General features: G+C 63.8%; 16 protein-coding genes. 7 read left to right on the top strand and 9 right to left on the bottom strand.

Annotated features, from left to right (window positions below; translation table 11 throughout):
• Positions 1 to 256 precede the first annotated feature (256 nt).
• Positions 257 to 556, top strand: a complete 300-nt coding sequence (locus NJH59_RS02485) for a PilZ domain-containing protein (RefSeq protein WP_043864543.1) — start codon at positions 257 to 259, stop codon at positions 554 to 556.
• 50 nt (positions 557 to 606) lie between these two features.
• On the opposite strand, the gene NJH59_RS02480 is transcribed toward NJH59_RS02485, so the two are convergent.
• A complete protein-coding gene (locus NJH59_RS02480; protein ID WP_043864544.1) occupies positions 607 to 1311 on the bottom strand; it encodes a VacJ family lipoprotein in 705 nt (234 codons plus the stop codon).
• A 206-nt stretch (positions 1312 to 1517) separates the two neighbouring features.
• Between NJH59_RS02480 and NJH59_RS02475 the strand changes: the two genes are divergently transcribed.
• Together NJH59_RS02475 and NJH59_RS02470 are read left to right on the top strand one after the other, a co-directional pair.
• Positions 1518 to 2105, top strand: coding sequence for a hypothetical protein (locus tag NJH59_RS02475; protein ID WP_054916180.1), 588 nt, complete (start codon positions 1518 to 1520; stop codon positions 2103 to 2105).
• Between the two features lie 124 nt (positions 2106 to 2229).
• Positions 2230 to 2493, top strand: coding sequence for a DUF4404 family protein (locus NJH59_RS02470; protein WP_043864546.1), 264 nt, complete (start codon positions 2230 to 2232; stop codon positions 2491 to 2493).
• Positions 2494 to 2542: 49 nt separating this feature from the next.
• Here NJH59_RS02470 and queF read toward each other — a convergent pair whose 3' ends face one another.
• Positions 2543 to 3373 carry an NADPH-dependent 7-cyano-7-deazaguanine reductase QueF gene (queF, locus tag NJH59_RS02465; protein WP_054916181.1) on the bottom strand — a complete coding sequence of 277 codons (831 nt, stop codon included), beginning with the start codon at positions 3371 to 3373 and terminating at the stop codon, positions 2543 to 2545.
• Positions 3374 to 3430: 57 nt separating this feature from the next.
• On the bottom strand, positions 3431 to 3952 hold the full coding sequence (locus tag NJH59_RS02460; protein ID WP_043864548.1) for a cupredoxin family protein: 522 nt from the start codon (positions 3950 to 3952) through the stop codon (positions 3431 to 3433).
• 152 nt (positions 3953 to 4104) lie between these two features.
• On the opposite strand from NJH59_RS02460, the gene NJH59_RS02455 reads away from it, so the two are divergent.
• On the top strand, positions 4105 to 4785 hold the full coding sequence (locus NJH59_RS02455) for a heavy metal response regulator transcription factor (protein ID WP_043864549.1): 681 nt from the start codon (positions 4105 to 4107) through the stop codon (positions 4783 to 4785).
• Positions 4782 to 6140: a heavy metal sensor histidine kinase gene (locus tag NJH59_RS02450; protein WP_253086299.1), complete on the top strand. Its 1359-nt coding sequence runs from the start codon at positions 4782 to 4784 to the stop codon at positions 6138 to 6140. The genes NJH59_RS02455 and NJH59_RS02450 overlap by 4 nt, the downstream gene beginning before the upstream one ends.
• Positions 6141 to 6242: 102 nt before the next feature.
• Here NJH59_RS02450 and NJH59_RS02445 read toward each other — a convergent pair whose 3' ends face one another.
• From NJH59_RS02445 to NJH59_RS02435, 3 genes are all read right to left on the bottom strand, one after another.
• A complete protein-coding gene (locus NJH59_RS02445; RefSeq protein ID WP_043864660.1) occupies positions 6243 to 7487 on the bottom strand; it encodes a lipoprotein-releasing ABC transporter permease subunit in 1245 nt (414 codons plus the stop codon).
• 72 nt (positions 7488 to 7559) lie between these two features.
• Complete coding sequence (gene lolD / locus NJH59_RS02440) at positions 7560 to 8243, bottom strand: lipoprotein-releasing ABC transporter ATP-binding protein LolD (protein ID WP_173925058.1); 684 nt, start codon at positions 8241 to 8243, stop codon at positions 7560 to 7562.
• Positions 8244 to 8250: 7 nt separating this feature from the next.
• The gene (locus NJH59_RS02435; RefSeq protein WP_054916186.1) at positions 8251 to 9501 is read right to left on the bottom strand and encodes a lipoprotein-releasing ABC transporter permease subunit; all 1251 of its coding nucleotides are present in this window, start codon (positions 9499 to 9501) and stop codon (positions 8251 to 8253) included.
• 94 nt (positions 9502 to 9595) lie between these two features.
• Between NJH59_RS02435 and NJH59_RS02430 the strand changes: the two genes are divergently transcribed.
• Together NJH59_RS02430 and NJH59_RS02425 are read left to right on the top strand one after the other, a co-directional pair.
• Positions 9596 to 10183, top strand: a complete 588-nt coding sequence (locus tag NJH59_RS02430) for a PilZ domain-containing protein (protein ID WP_043864553.1) — start codon at positions 9596 to 9598, stop codon at positions 10181 to 10183.
• A 27-nt stretch (positions 10184 to 10210) separates the two neighbouring features.
• A complete protein-coding gene (locus tag NJH59_RS02425) occupies positions 10211 to 10933 on the top strand; it encodes a glycerophosphodiester phosphodiesterase (RefSeq protein WP_253086298.1) in 723 nt (240 codons plus the stop codon).
• A gap of 42 nt (positions 10934 to 10975) precedes the next feature.
• On the opposite strand, the gene sthA is transcribed toward NJH59_RS02425, so the two are convergent.
• The 3 genes from sthA to NJH59_RS02410 form a co-directional block, all read right to left on the bottom strand.
• Positions 10976 to 12370 carry a Si-specific NAD(P)(+) transhydrogenase gene (gene sthA, locus NJH59_RS02420; RefSeq protein ID WP_043864555.1) on the bottom strand — a complete coding sequence of 465 codons (1395 nt, stop codon included), beginning with the start codon at positions 12368 to 12370 and terminating at the stop codon, positions 10976 to 10978.
• A gap of 187 nt (positions 12371 to 12557) precedes the next feature.
• On the bottom strand, positions 12558 to 13469 hold the full coding sequence (locus tag NJH59_RS02415) for an FAD:protein FMN transferase (RefSeq protein WP_253086400.1): 912 nt from the start codon (positions 13467 to 13469) through the stop codon (positions 12558 to 12560).
• A 166-nt stretch (positions 13470 to 13635) separates the two neighbouring features.
• Positions 13636 to 15099, bottom strand: a complete 1464-nt coding sequence (locus NJH59_RS02410; RefSeq protein WP_043864557.1) for a glyceraldehyde-3-phosphate dehydrogenase — start codon at positions 15097 to 15099, stop codon at positions 13636 to 13638.
• Positions 15100 to 15211: the final 112 nt, after the last annotated feature.

Below are 15211 nucleotides of genomic sequence, written 5' to 3'. Positions count from 1 at the left end.
CCAGAAATAGGTTGGGGTAGGCGGCCAGGCAAAACGAGGCCCGCTTACTGGATTCACTTCTAGCCACTCTTGCATTTCAGGTGTAGGACAAAAGGCCTGCCCGGCAAATGTCAGAGGTGCCCTGTAAGGCGCAGACGGTACTCCCATCCGCCGGGGGTTTCAAGCATGCACCGATGGTCGCCTGTGCTCTTTACAGCACAAATCACCGGGAGTTATAAAAACCCCTTCTATCGCAACCCAATGGAAGGATGCAGGCATGAGCCAGAACCACGCCGACTATAGCGAGAAGCGTGATTTCATCAGGATGCGGGTAGATACCGACGTTACTCTGATACATGCCGAGCAAGTGATTGCGGCGGTGTGCCTGGACCTCTCGAGCAGCGGCATGCAGGTACAGGCAGCGAAAACCTTTCAGGTTGGAGACAACCTCAGCGTCAGCATCGATTCGGACCACCCTTCACTCAAGGGCCTGCACGCCACAACGCAAGTGGTGTGGATTGCCGATCAGCCCCAGGGCCAGCAGAAGCTGGGCCTCAAGATCCTTGCGATGAGCTGAACAGCAGGCATGAAAAAGGCGGCCATGGCCGCCTTTTTCATGCATCACGATCAGAAATCGTCTTTTACATCCCCGTCCTTGACCTTGAACTCGCGGTTCTGCAGGTAGGCGTTGCGGATGAAGCTGTACTTGTCGCCACGGATCATCTTCTCGGCCGACAGCAGGCTGGCACGGGTGTCCACCACGTCCACCGCGATTGCGGTATTGCGGGTGGGCACATGGTCCATGTAGCGGTAGGGTTCGGTGTAGGTGTCCGGGTACTTGGCGATCGCATCGCGCACGGTGCTCGGCCCAAGCAGCGGCAGCATCACGTACGGGCCACTGCCTACACCCCAGTAGCCGAGGGTCTGGCCGAAGTCCTCGTCGCTGCGCTGCAGGCCCATCTTGGTACCCACATCGAAGAAGCCGGCCAGGCCGAAGGTGGTGTTGACGATCAACCGCGCGGTATCCACGCCGGCTGCGTGGGGCTTGAGCTGCAACACGTTGTTGGCAAGGTTGGTCACGTCACCGAGGTTGCGGAACATGTTGTGGATGCCGTCCTCGAGAAACTGCGGCGTCACCCACTGGTAGCCCTGGGCCAGCGGCTTGAGCGCGTAGGTATCGATCGTGTCGTTGAACCGGAAGATCGGCCGGTTGATGCTCTCCCACGGGTCTTCCTCGGTCGCCGCCTGGGCCAGTACCGGCGCCAGCAGCAGGCTCGCGCAGACACAGGCACGGGTCATACGATCGATCACGCCAGCACCGATCCCACGCATAAAATTTCTCCTAGGCAAACATTGCACTGCGCCGGCATCAGGCCGTCGACAGCCAAAAGGAAACAAGTATAAAGCCTCTCTGGCAGATTAGGCAGCTTCCTCCCACCTGCGTCGATATTTTGTGAAAGCCGCCTGAAGGTCATCAAAGCGTCACGCCACGGTCACACCCCGACGTTAGCCTTGCTGGTTATTTCAGGGACGTTGCCATGCCCCATTCCCCCGCCTTCACCGCCGTGCTGTTCGGCCTGCGCGGCTGCCTGGTCGACTTCGGCGCACGATGCCAGGCGCCCGGCAACGCACCGGCCAGGCCTACACCAGGCGCCCTGCCCGCCTTGCACTGGCTGCGGGAACACGGCGTGCCCTGTGCCTGGCTCGACGAACTGCCGGCTGCCCTGGGCCAGCACCTGAGCCAGGCGCTGCCCGCCTGGGTGCGCCGACCGGATACCACCGGCCACGCGCCCTGGCCCGCGCCGGATGCCTGCTGGCACGCCCTGATGCAGCTCAAGGCCGACCGGCTCGATGGCTGCGTGCTGGTCAGCGGCGAGCCGCGCCTGCTGCAGGCCGGGCTCAACGCCGGGCTGTGGACCGTGGGCCTGGCCTCGTGCGGCTCGCTGTGCGGGCTGGACGAGGCTACCTGGCAGGCACTGGAGGAACGCGAGCGCGAACTCAAGCGAGGCAAGGCTACCGTTCACCTGTTCGGGCTGGGGGTGCATTCGGTGATCGACCAGCTGGAACAACTGGCCGATTGCCTGGCCGATATCGGCCTGCGCCGCCTCAAGGGCGAAAAACCCTGATACAGGCACATTGATCAGGGTCATGCAAAGCGGCGCCGGGTGGATTAACCTGAACAGCGAGGCACGGACCTTTCGCCCGCGCGCGGGGTCCATGTCTGAGCCTATTCATAGAGGGAGAACACCCATGCCTGCCCGCGAACTTCAAGCGCAACTCGACGCCCTGCGCGAGCAACTGGAGCAAAACCCACCGCTCTCGGAACAGGAGCGTGTCGAGCTGCACGAACTGATGGCGCAGATCCAAGCGAAAATCGAACTGGAGGCCGTAACCCCGGACAACAACCTGGTCGACGGCGTCAACCTCGCCGTCGAACGTTTCGAAGTCGAGCACCCGGGCCTGACCGCCACCCTGCGCAACATCGTTCAGAGCCTGCAAAGCATGGGCATCTGAACCCTGCGGCAAAAACGAAAGCCCCGTCACACTGGACGGGGCTTTTTCGTTACTGGCGAACCAGGCGCAGGTTCTTCAGGGTGACCGGCCCGGTGCTGCGGTACGGGTTGATGTCCAGCCCGCCCCGGCGCACGTAGCGCGCATACACCGTGAGGGTTTCGGGGTTGAGCAGGCGCTTGAGGTCCAGGTAGATACGTTCCACGCATTGCTCGTGGAAGTCGGCATGCTGACGGAAGCTGATCAGGTAGGTCAGCAGGCTGGCATGGTCCAGCGCCGCGCCACGGTAATGGACGGTCACGCTGCCCCAGTCCGGCTGCCCGGTCACCGGGCAGTTGGATTTGAGCAGATGGCTGTGCAGGGTCTCTTCCACCACACGCTCGGCATCGCAGCGCAGCAGCTCCGGTTGCGGCTGCTCGTAGTTGCTGATGCTGACCTCCAGGTCATCGATGCAGGTGCCCGGCAGCGCCATCACACCCTCGCGCTGAACCTCGGCCAGGCTGCGGATACGCACCCCTACCGGCTTGCCGGCTGCCGCAGACAGGTCCTTGACCAGACAGGCCTGCACCGCCTGCGCCGAGGCGAACTCGGTCTGGTTCAGCGAGTTCAGGTACAGCTTGAACGACTTGGACTCGATGATGGCCGGCGAATCGGCCGGGATGGCGAACTCGCCGATGGCCACCACCGGCTTGCCCGAAGGCAGCAGCCAGGACAGCTCGAAGCAGTTCCAGTAATCCACACCCGACCACGGCAACGTTTGCGCGGTGACCCCAAGCTCGGCCCATTTGGCTGCACGCGGGATGGGGAACAGCAGCGACGGCGTGTAGGTGCTGATGTATTCACTGGACTTGCCCAGTGGCGAATGTTCGGCGGCGGGATGCATGGCTCAAACCTGAAGGACGAAATTGGTCTAGTTTATCGGGTTTGCGCGCTGCATTGGTCATTTGGCGATAGTCAACTTGCCCACCATGCCGGCCTGGTAATGCCCCGGCACGTTGCAGGCAAACTCGATCGGCGTGCTCTGGCTGAAGGTCCAGGTCAGTTCGGCGCGTTTGCCCGGCGCCACCATCACCATGTTCGGGTCGTCATGCTGCATGCCGCCGCTACCCATCGCACCATGATCATCACCGCCATGATTCATGCCGCCATGTCCCATTGCCGAATGATCCATCTGCCCCTGCATGGCGAGCATCTCCTGCTGGTGCCGGGCGTGCATGGCCGCATCCCCCAGGTTGAACTCGTGGGGCACCTGGCCGTTGTTCACCAGCACGAAACGCACCGTTTCGCCGGCCTTGACCTGCAGCGCGCGCGGCTCGAAGTACATGTCGCCCATCACGACCTCCACCGTGCGCGTGGCCTGCGCCGCCGCAGCCGGCTTGCCGAAGGCGTACTCGTGCCCGGGTGCCGCCAGCAGCGGCAAGCTCCACAGCGCCAGGGCGCTCGCGATCATCAAGCGTTTCATCGTGCATCCTCTATCATGTGCAAGCTCATGCCCCGCACTGTAGAAAACTGCCGCTGGCAACCACCTGACGAAAACATTACAACTTTGTCAGCTTTGCCCCGCGCACCCTGCCACAGGGTATAAACCCAGCCCCCAACGCTGCCGAGAAGCCCATGAAACTGTTGATCGTCGAAGACCAGCCCAAGACCGGCCTCTACCTGCGCCAGGGCCTCAACGAAGCCGGCTTCAGCACCGAACTGGCCACCGACGGCGATACCGGTCAGCACCTGGCCCTGAGCGGCGACTACGACCTGCTGATTCTCGACGTGATGCTCCCCGGGCGTGACGGCTGGCAGATTCTGCAAGCCGTGCGCGAGGCCGGCTTCGACACCCCGGTGCTGTTCCTCACGGCCCGCGATGCGGTAGAAGACCGCGTGCATGGCCTGGAACTGGGCGCCGACGACTACCTGATCAAACCCTTTGCGTTCTCCGAACTGCTGGCGCGGGTCCGCACCCTGCTGCGCCGCGGCGCCAGCCCGCCCCAGGAAACCACCCTGAACCTGGCCGACCTGCGCCTGGACCTGATTCGCCGCCGGGTGGAACGCGCCGGGGCACGCATCGACCTCACCGCCAAAGAGTTCGCCCTGCTCGAACTGCTGCTGCGCCGCCAGGGCGAGGTGCTGCCCAAATCGCTGATCGCCTCGCAGGTGTGGGACATGAACTTCGACAGCGACACCAACGTGATCGAAGTGGCGATCCGGCGCCTGCGCCTGAAGGTCGACGATGGCCACGACAACAAGCTGATCCACACCGTGCGCGGCATGGGCTACGTGCTCGAGGAGCGCCCGGCGTGATGCGCAGATTGTCCCTGGGCGCACGCCTGGCGCTGTTGTTCGCCGCCTGCACGGCGGCGGTGTCACTGACGGCGGGGCTCCTGTTCAGCCGGGCCAGCGAGGCGCACTTCATCGAGCTCGATCAGCAGTTGCTCGACAGTCGTCTGTCGGTACTGCGCCAGGCGCTCGTTGGCGTGCACGACCGCCCGAGCCTGGCAGCGCGGCTACCGCTGCTGCGCGGCGAACTGAGCCACCAGGCCGACCTTGCACTGCGCATTCGTGGCAGCGACGGGGCGCAGTGGTTTGCCAGCCGCCCCGGCCTGCCTGACGCACCCGACATACCGGGCCTGAGCACCCTGCGCAGCGAGGGCATGGATTTTCGCAGCCTGTGCGTGGTGCTTGAAGGCGGCAGCCGGCTCACTCTGTTTCTGGATATCACCCACCACCAGCACTTTCTGCAACGCATGCAGCGCCTGATCTGGCTGACGATGGGCCTTTCGGCGCTGGCCACCGCGCTGCTCGGTGCCTGGGCCGTGCGCCGTGGCTTGCGTCCGCTGCGCCGGATGGGCGAGGTGGCAGCCGGCGTTTCGGCGCGCTCGCTGACCACACGCCTGCCCCAGGCCCAGATGCCGCCAGAGCTGGCGCAACTGGCCGGCACCATGAATGCCATGCTCGAACGTCTGGACGATGCCTTCCAGCGCCTGTCGGCCTTCTCGGCCGACATTGCCCACGAGCTGCGCACGCCGCTGTCCAACCTGCTGACCCACACCCAGGTCACCCTCACCCGCCCGCGCAGCCTGGAGGAGTACCGCGAGGCATTGCACGGCAACCTCGAGGAACTGCAATGGATGGCGCAACTGGTCAACGACATGCTGTACCTGGCCAAGGCCGACCATGGCCTGCTGATGCCCAATCGCGAGCCCCTGGCGCTGGACCAGGAGGCCGATGCCTTGATCGAGTACTACGCGCCATTGGCCGAGGATGCACAGATCAGCCTGAGCCGCGAAGGGCTGGCCGAGCTGACGGGAGACCGCAACATGCTGCGACGGGCCCTGTCCAACCTGCTGGACAACGCGCTGCGCTTTACCCCGGCACAGGGCGAGATACGGGTCGAGATTGCGCAGGGTGATGGCAGGGTTCACCTGGTGGTGGCCAATCGCGGGGCGCCGATCGATGCAGCGCTATTGCCGCGGCTGTTCGACCGGTTCTACCGGGCCGACCCGGCACGCCGGGAAGGCAGCAGCGAACACGCGGGGCTGGGGCTGGCGATCACCCGTTCGATCGTGCAGGCGCACGGTGGGGTGATCAGTGCCGAATCGGCGCAGGGGTGGACGCGGTTCCTGATCGACTTGCCGGAACACAACGCAGCCCTGTAGGAGCCGGCGTTGCCGGCGAATCGGCGCATGCGGCATGCCTGAACATGGCCAGGTAGTGTGTCCGCTTCGCCGGAAACGCCGGCTCCTACAAGAGCGGTGGCATCACTCGTACCGCAAGGCGTACGCCGGCTCGACCTGCGAAGCACGCCACGCCGGATACAGGGTGGCCAGAAAGCTCATCACCAACCCCGCCGTGCAGATCAGCGCCACATCGCCCCATTGCAGTTCCGATGGCAGCGTACTGATGAAGTACACGTCCGAGGTAAAGATATGCTGCCCGCTGACCCGCTCCAGCCAGCCGACGATCTGGCTCACATTGAGCGCCGCGATCACGCCGAGCACACCACCGATCAAGGTACCCACCACACCGATCAGGCTGCCCTGCACCATGAACGTGCCCATGATCTGCGCCGGCGTCGCGCCGATGGTACGCAGGATGGCGATATCCGCGCCCTTGTCGTTCACCACCATGATCAGGGTGGCAATGATGTTGAACGCCGCCACCGCAATGATCATCATCAGCAGCAGGCCGATCATGGTCTTTTCCATCTTCATGGCACTGAACAGGCTGCCCTGGGTGTGGGTCCAGTCATCGGCGCGGTACTGCTCGCCCAGTTCGCCCACTATCGCCCTGGACACCTGCGGCGCGGCATACAGGTCCTTGACCTTGAGCCGCACGCCCTGCACCTGGTTCGGCGCCCAGCGCTGCATGCTCGCCGCATCGGCCATGTGGATCAGGCCCATGGAGCCATCCAGCTCGGCGCCCACCTTGAACACGCCGACCACGTTGAGGCGCTGCATGCGCGGGGTGATGCCGCCGGGCGCGGTGCTCACCTCGGGCACGATCAGGGTCAGCTTGTCACCGACCCTGAGGCCAAACCGACGCGCCGTCATCTCGCCTACCACCACGCCGAACTCGCCCGGCTTGAGGTCGTCGAGCCGGCCCTGAACGATGTGGTCGGCCACGATCGAGACCTTGCCTTCCTGCGCAGGGTCGATGCCGCTGATCTGGATCGGCTGCATCGCGCCCTTGTAGGAGAGCATGCCTTCCATCTCGGTCAGCGGCGCAGCGGCCAGCACTTCGGGGTTCTTCAACGCGGCATCGGCCACCGCCTGCCAGTTGTCCAGCGGCTGGGCGCCCAGCACGGCGGCATGCGGCACCATGCCCAGGATCCGCGCACTCATTTCACGCTGGAAGCCGTTCATCACCGAAAGCACCACGATCATCGCCAGCACGCCCAGGGACAGGCCGATCATCGAGGTCATCGAGATGAACGAGATGAAATGGTTGCGGCGCTTGGCACGGGTGTAACGCGCACCGATGAAAATTGACAAGGGTCTGAACATGAACTGAAGCACCCAGGTAAAGAAAAGAAACACGGGGCCCGCCATGCACGGCGGGCCACCTGTACTGCCAGGTCAGATCGAAACCAGACGCCCGTCTTCCAGGCGCAGCACACGGTCCATCTGCCGCGCCAGGTTGAGGTCGTGGGTCACCACCAGGAACGCGGTCTGCGAGGAGCTGCTCAGCTCCTGCATCAGGTCCTGGATGCCCTGTGCGGTGTGGTGGTCGAGGTTGCCGGTAGGCTCGTCGAGCATCACCAGCCCGGGCCGGTTGACCAGCGCCCGGGCAATCGCCACGCGCTGGCGCTCGCCGCCGGACAGCTCGGATGGCTTGTGCGTCAGGCGATGGCCCAGGCCGACACGCGTGAGCAGCGCCTCGGCACGTTCGCGCGCCTCGGGGATCGGCGTGCGGCCGATCAGCAGCGGCATGCACACGTTCTCCAGCGCGGTGAACTCCGGCAGCAGGTGGTGGAACTGGTAGACGAAGCCCAGTGCGCGGTTGCGCAGCAGGCCACGTGCACGCTCGCCCAGCGCCGACAGTTCTTCACCGGCCAGCCATACGCTGCCCTGGGTCGGGGTATCGAGGCCACCCAGCAGGTTGAGCAAGGTACTCTTGCCCGACCCCGAACTGCCGACGATCGCCACGCGCTCACCCGGGTGCAGCTCCAGCTGCAGGCCCGACAACACTTGCACCGACTCCGGGCCTTCCTCGTAGGATTTGCCCAGGTTGCGGCAACTCAGCACTGCTTTATCACTCATGCCCAACTCACTCATAACGTAGCGCCTCCGCAGGCTGGGTGCGCGCCGCACGCCAGGCCGGATACAGGGTGGCGAGGAAACTCAGGACCAGCGCCGCACCGCAGACCATCCACACGTCTTCGGCCATGACCTGGGACGGCAGGTAGTCGATGAAGTACACGTCGGCGTTGAGGAACTTGTGCCCCATCAACCGCTCGAGGCCGGCAATCGCTGCACTCACGTTGAGCGCGGCGGCGATGCCGACCACGGCGCCGATCAGGGTGCCGACCACGCCGATCACGGTGCCCTGCACCATGAAGATGGCCATGATCTGACCCGGCGTGGAGCCCAGCGTGCGCAGGATGGCGATGTCGCCCTTCTTGTCGTTGACCACCATCACCAGGGTGGAAATGATGTTGAACGCCGCCACCGCGACAATCAGCAGCAACAGCAGGCCGATCATGGCTTTTTCCATGCGGATGGCCTGGTACAGGTTGCCGTGGCTGCGGGTCCAGTCACGGGCGTAGAACTCGTGCTCGCCCAGCTTCTGGGCGATGTTCCAGGCCTCGCGGGGTGCCTGGAACAGGTCGTCGAACTTCAGGCGCAGGCCCTGCACCTGGTCGGCCTTCCAGCGGTGCAGGCGCGACAGGTCCGACAGGTTGGTCAGGCCCAGGTAGCCGTCGATCTCGCCGGCGCCCACGTGGAAGATGCCGACCACGGTGAAGCGCTTCATGCGCGGGAACATGCCGGCCGGGGTCACGGTGACCTCTGGGGCGACGAAGGTCAGCTTGTCGCCGATGCCCACGCCCAGCTTGGCTGCGGCCTTGTCGCCGATCATGATGCCGAAGCTGCCCGGCGCCAGCGCGTCGAGCTTACCCTCGCGCACGAAGTCGTCGATGATCGACACCTTGCGCTCTTGCGCCGGGTCAATACCGTTGAGCAGCACCTTCTGTACCTTGCCGTCATGGGTCAGCAGGCCCTGCATCTGGGTGAACGGCGCCACCGCCAGCACCGCCGGGTTCTGCTTTACTGTATCGGCAAGGGCTGGCCAGTCGCTGATCGGCTGTCCGGTCTCGAGGGTGGCATGGGGCACCATGCCCAATACGCGGGTACGCATTTCATGATCGAAGCCATTCATCACCGACAGCACCACGATCATCACCACCACGCCCAGGGCGAGGCCGATCATCGAGGTCAGCGAAATGAACGAGACGAAGTGATTGCGACGTTTGGCACGGGTGTAACGCGTACCGATAAATACGAAAAGAGGTCTGAACATGTCGGGGCTTGTTCGGAGGAAAGAGGAACGTCCTTGTGGCGGGGCTTGAATAGCAGCTTTACACTCAGACCACCGCCGCTACCATGGGTTCGCCATGTCGACATTAGATGAAGAAGATCGCCGCGAATACTACCGTATCGAGGACAGGATCGCACTGGAAATTACCCCTCTGAGCGCCGCCGAGGCCTTGGGCGGCGAGTTGTTGCAAGATGCTTCACCACTCTTCAACCTGCTCAGCGAACTGCACCTGAGCGAGTTCGAGTCCCAGCACCTGCTGCGCCAGCTCAGTGACAAGGACCGCACCCTGGCAGCCTTTCTCAAGGCCCAGAACAAACGCATCGACCTGCTCAGCGCCGTGGTTGCGCAAACCCTGCTGGGGCAGATCGGCGAGGCGCGCCCGGTGACTCTCTCCGAAGGTGGCGTCGAGGTGCACCAGGCCCAGGCCATCACCGCCGGCAGCCGCGTCTCGGTGAAGATGGTGCTGATGCCCCAGGCCCTGGGCCTGCTGCTGCGGGCCAAGGTGACCCACTGCGACAAGGCCGCTGATGGCCTGTTCGACATCGGCGCCGAATTCGTCGAGATGACCGACGCCCAGCGCCAGTTGCTGGCGCGCTATATCCTGCAGAAACAGGCACTGCAACGCCGCCAGGCACTGGAACAGAACACCCCGCCTGCCTCCTGATTTTCCGTCTTGCTTGAAGGAACGAACGTGACCCTGATTTACGGCCACCGCGGCGCCAAGGGCGAAGCCCCCGAGAATACCCTGACCAGTTTCCAGCAATGCCTGAGCCACGGCGTTCGCCGTTGCGAGCTGGACCTGCACCTGTCCTCCGACAACGAGCTGATGGTCATTCATGACCCCAGCCTCAAGCGCACCACCGGCCGTGGCGGCAAGGTGGTGGAGCACAGCGCCGCCGACCTGGTGACCTACGATGCGCGCAAGGGCGGCCCGGGCTGGGTCAACCGCTGCCCGATCCCACGCCTGGAAGAGCTGTTCGAGAAATGTGATTTCGACCACTGGCAGCTGGAGGTCAAGAGTGCCTCGCGCACCCGCGCTGCCACCACGGTGCTGGCGATTCGCGAAATGGCCCAGCGCTTCGGCCTGCTGGACAAGGTCACCATCACCTCAAGCTCGCGGGAGGTGCTGGGCGCCGCCCTGGAGCTGACCCCGGACGTGTCCCGCGGGCTGGTCGCGGAATACACCTGGCTCGACCCGTTGAAGGTCGCGCAGAACTACGGTTGCGAACTGCTGGCGCTGAACTGGACGCACTGCACCCCCGAGCGCCTGGCCAAGGCCCAGCGTCAGGGGTTGCATGTGTCGGTGTGGACAGTCAACGAGCCGGCGCTGATGCTCCGACTCGCCGACTTCGGCGTAGACAGCCTGATTACAGACTTTCCCGGTTTGGCCAGCGCCACCCTCGAGAATCGCTGAAATCGGTCTCCCCGGCCGGCTCAGGCCACCGGCCGGAGCCGCTCAAAAAAGCCGGTTGAGACCGTCGTAGGCGGCAACCCGATAGGCTTCGGCCATGGTCGGGTAGTTGAAGGTGGTGTTGACGAAGTACTTCAGCGTGTTCTGCTCGCCCGGCTGACCCATGATCGCCTGACCGATGTGCACGATCTCCGAGGCCTGGTAGCCGAAGCAGTGCACGCCGAGGATCTGCAGCGTCTCGCGGTGGAACAGGATCTTGAGCATGCCTTGCGGCTCGCCGGCGATCTGCGCCCGGGCCATGCCCTTGAAGAACGCCTTGCCCACTTCGTACGGCACCTTGGCCTGTGTCAGCTCCTGCTCGTTCTTGCCGATCGAGCTGATCTCCGGAATGGTGTAGATGCCGGTCGGCACGTCGTTGACGAAGCGCCAGCTGCCATTGTCGACGATGCTGCCGGCGGCCGAGCGGCCCTGGTCGTGGGCGGCACTGGCCAGGCTTGGCCAGCCGATCACGTCACCGGCGCCATAGATGTTCGGCACGCAGGTGCGGTAGGCCTCGTCCACTTCGATCTGGCCACGGCTGTTGACCTTCACGCCGATGTTTTCCAGGCCAAGGCGGTCGGTGTTGCCGGTACGCCCGTTGCACCACAGCAAGGCGTCGGCCTTGATCTTCTTGCCCGACTTCAGGTGCAGGATCACACCGTTGTCCAGGCCTTCGACGCGTTCGTACTCTTCGTTGTGGCGCACGGTGATGTTGTTGTTGCTGAAGTGATAGCTCAGGGCCTGGGAGATTTCCGAGTCCAGGAAGCTCAGCAGCTGGCCGCGGTTGTCCACCAGTTCCACCAGCACACCCAGGCCGCTGAAGATCGAGGCGTACTCGCAGCCGATGACGCCGGCGCCGTACACGATCAGTTTGCGCGGGGTGTGACCCAGGCTCAGGATGGTGTCGCTATCGTAGATGCGCGGGTGATGGAAATCGATATCGGCCGGGCGATACGGGCGCGAGCCGGTGGCGATGATGATGTGCTTGGCTACCAGCTTCTCGACCACACCGTTGGCGCAGACCACTTCGATGGTCTGCTCGTCGGCGAAGCTGCCGGTGCCGAAGAACACGTCAACGCGGTTGCGGGCGTAGTAGCCAGTGCGCGAGGCGACCTGCTTGGAGATGACCTTCTCGGCGCTTTTGAGCACGTCGGGGAAGGAGAACCAGCGCGGCTCACCGATGGCCCGGAACATCGGGTTGGTGTTGAACTGCATGATCTGGCGCACCGAGTGACGCAGGGCCTTGGACGGGATGGTGCCCAGATGGGTGCAGTTACCGCCGACCTGGCGACGGCTATCGACCATCGCTACCTTGCGTCCTGCTTTGGCGGCGTTCATTGCCGCCCCTTCTCCTGCCGGGCCGGAACCCAGCACCACTACGTCGTAGTTGTAGACAGCCATGCGTACTCCTTCAGAACAGGCCCGGACGCCAGATTGACCTCCGGGGCTACATCATGCCGCCATCGGCGCCATGCAAAAATTCGGGTGCAGTCTAATCAAGCTTGAACGCCGCGCACATTAACCCTTGGTCGCGTCGTAGGCTATTTTTCTCTGCACTACATGTAGGCCGCCTTGCTGGCGAAGCCTTTCATTTCCCCGCAATGCTGTTGAATGCTGGCGTGGCCCGGGAAACGAACCCACCCTCGACCCGATTCACGAACACTGCCGCAATCCGATGCTCGAGCGCGAAGCGCCAACCCTGCTCCGGGCCCAGGATCAGCAACAGGGTCGAGTACCCGTCAGCCATCAGCGCAGTGGGCGCCAGCACCGTCACCGCCGCCAACGCATGGGCCACCGGGGTGCCCAGGCGCGCATCGAAGGTATGCGAATAACGCTGGCCATTCTCCTCGAAATAATTGCGGTAGTCACCCGACGTGGACACCCCGTACCCCTCCAGCGGCAACACCTGCTGGGCTATCTGCAGATCGTCGCGCGGCAGTTCGAGTGCAATGCGCCAGGCACTGCCATCTGGCTTGCGCCCCATTGCCTTGAGCTCACCGGTAGCTTCCACCAGAAAGCTTTCGACCCCCAGGGCTTGCATCCGTGCCACGATCAGGTCGACCGCATGCCCGGCGGCGATGCTGTTGAAGTCGACCTCGACGCCAGCGTCCTTGCACAGTTGCTGGCCTTCGATACGCAAGTGGGTATACCCCACCCGCTCGCGCACCTGCGCCAGCCGCCGGGCATCGGGCACCTTCTCTTCACGCGCCTGGGGCCCGAAGCCCCACAGGTCGAGCAGCGGCTCCACCGTGAGATCGAAGGCCCCGTCACTCTGGCGCGAGAGCTGCTCACCTACCCGCACAAGCTGCAGCACGTCGGCCGGCATCGCCTGGCAGCGGTTGGCGGGCAACTGGTTGAACTGCCCCACCAGTGAATCGCTGCGGTAGGTGGAGAAGCGCTGGTCGATGCCCTGCAGGATCGCCTCGACCTCCTGCTGCGCCTGCCCAGGCGTCGGGCCGCCGGCCTTGCGCACGTACTGCACGGTGTAGCTGCTGCCCATGGTCGGGCCACTGATGCGCTCGATCGAATCCCTGTGCTCGCAACCGGCCAGCAATGCCACCAGGGCAGGCAGCGCAGCCCATCCCTTTTTCACACGACGCCTCCTTTTCTGAAGCCAAAAAAAACGGGAACCCGCAGGCTCCCGTTCTTTCAACGCAACGTGATGCTTAGCGTGGGAACGCTGGCGGGTTGACCCCGGCCATGTCTTCCATCACGCGCACTACCTGGCAGCTGTAACCGAACTCGTTGTCGTACCAAACGTACAGTACAACGCGGTTGTCGTTGCAGATGGTGGCCTCGGCATCGACCACACCGGCGTGACGCGAGCCGACGAAGTCGCTGGAAACCACTTCCTGCGAGCTGACGAAGTCGATCTGCTTGTGCAGGTCCGAGTGCATGGCCATCTGGCGCAGGTACTCGTTGATCTCGTCGCGGCTGGTGGCCTTTTCCAGGTTCAGGTTCAGGATCGCCATCGAGACGTTCGGCGTCGGAACGCGGATCGCGTTACCGGTCAGCTTGCCCTTGAGCACTGGCAGCGCCTTGGCGGCGGCAGTGGCGGCGCCGGTCTCGGTGATGACCATGTTCAGCGCAGCGGAACGACCACGGCGGCTGCCCTTGTGGAAGTTGTCGATCAGGTTCTGGTCGTTGGTGTACGAGTGAACGGTTTCGACGTGACCGTTGACGATGCCGAACTTGTCGTTGACTGCCTTGAGCACCGGCACGATGGCGTTGGTGGTGCAGGAAGCCGCCGAGATGATCTTGTCGTCAGGGCTGATGTCGGCGTGGTTGATGCCGTGCACGATGTTCTTCAGCGCGCCCTTGCCCGGTGCGGTGAGGATAACGCGTGCGGCACCCGGGCAGGCCAGGTGCTGGCCCAGGCCGTCGGCATCGCGCCAGACGCCGGTGTTGTCGACCACCAGGGCGTTCTCGATACCGTACTGGGTATAGTCGACTTCGCTCGGGTTCTTCGCGTAGATAACCTGGATCAGGTTGCCGTTGGCGGTGATGGTGTTGTTTTCTTCGTCGATGGTGATGGTGCCATCGAACGGACCGTGCACCGAGTCGCGACGCAGCAGGCTGGCGCGCTTGATCAGGTCGTTCTCGGCGCCCTTGCGCACAACGATGGCACGCAGGCGCAGGCCGTCGCCACCACCGGTCTTCTCGATCAGGATACGCGCCAGCAGACGGCCGATACGACCGAAGCCGTACAGGACCACGTCGGTGCCCTTGCGTGCGGAGGCGTTCTGCTGGCCAACCACGTCGGCCATTTCTTCACGCACGAACTGCTCGGCGCTGCGGCCGTTGCCTTCTTGCTTGAACTTGTTGGCCAGCTTGCCCAGGTCGACCGAAGCGGCGCCCAGCTTGAGCTCGCTCATGGCCTTGAGCAGCGGGAATGTCTCGTGGACAGACAGTTCGGTTTCGTCGGTCTGGCGATGACGGGCAAAGCGGTGGGCTTTGAGGATCGCGATCACCGAACGGTTGATCAGGCTACGGCCATAGATCGAGCTCACCACATTGTTATTGCGGTAGAGCTGACCGATAAGCGGGATCATCGCTTCTGCAAGCGCTTCACGATCGATCCACTCACCAAGACACTGGTCGGGCTTCTGAGTCACGGGAACCTTCCACATGTAGGGACAGAAAAAAGGGGCTACATTATGACGCCCCGCGTCGCTTCGAGCAATGAGCGCCTGTCGCCGGCGCCGCACGGCATGATCCGGGCCCCACATTCAGGCGGCTGAA

Source organism: Pseudomonas sp. VE 267-6A, from assembly GCF_024126555.1.
Classification (GTDB): Bacteria; Pseudomonadota; Gammaproteobacteria; order Pseudomonadales; family Pseudomonadaceae; genus Aquipseudomonas; species Aquipseudomonas palmensis.
This window is presented reverse-complemented; position numbering and strand designations above follow the sequence as displayed.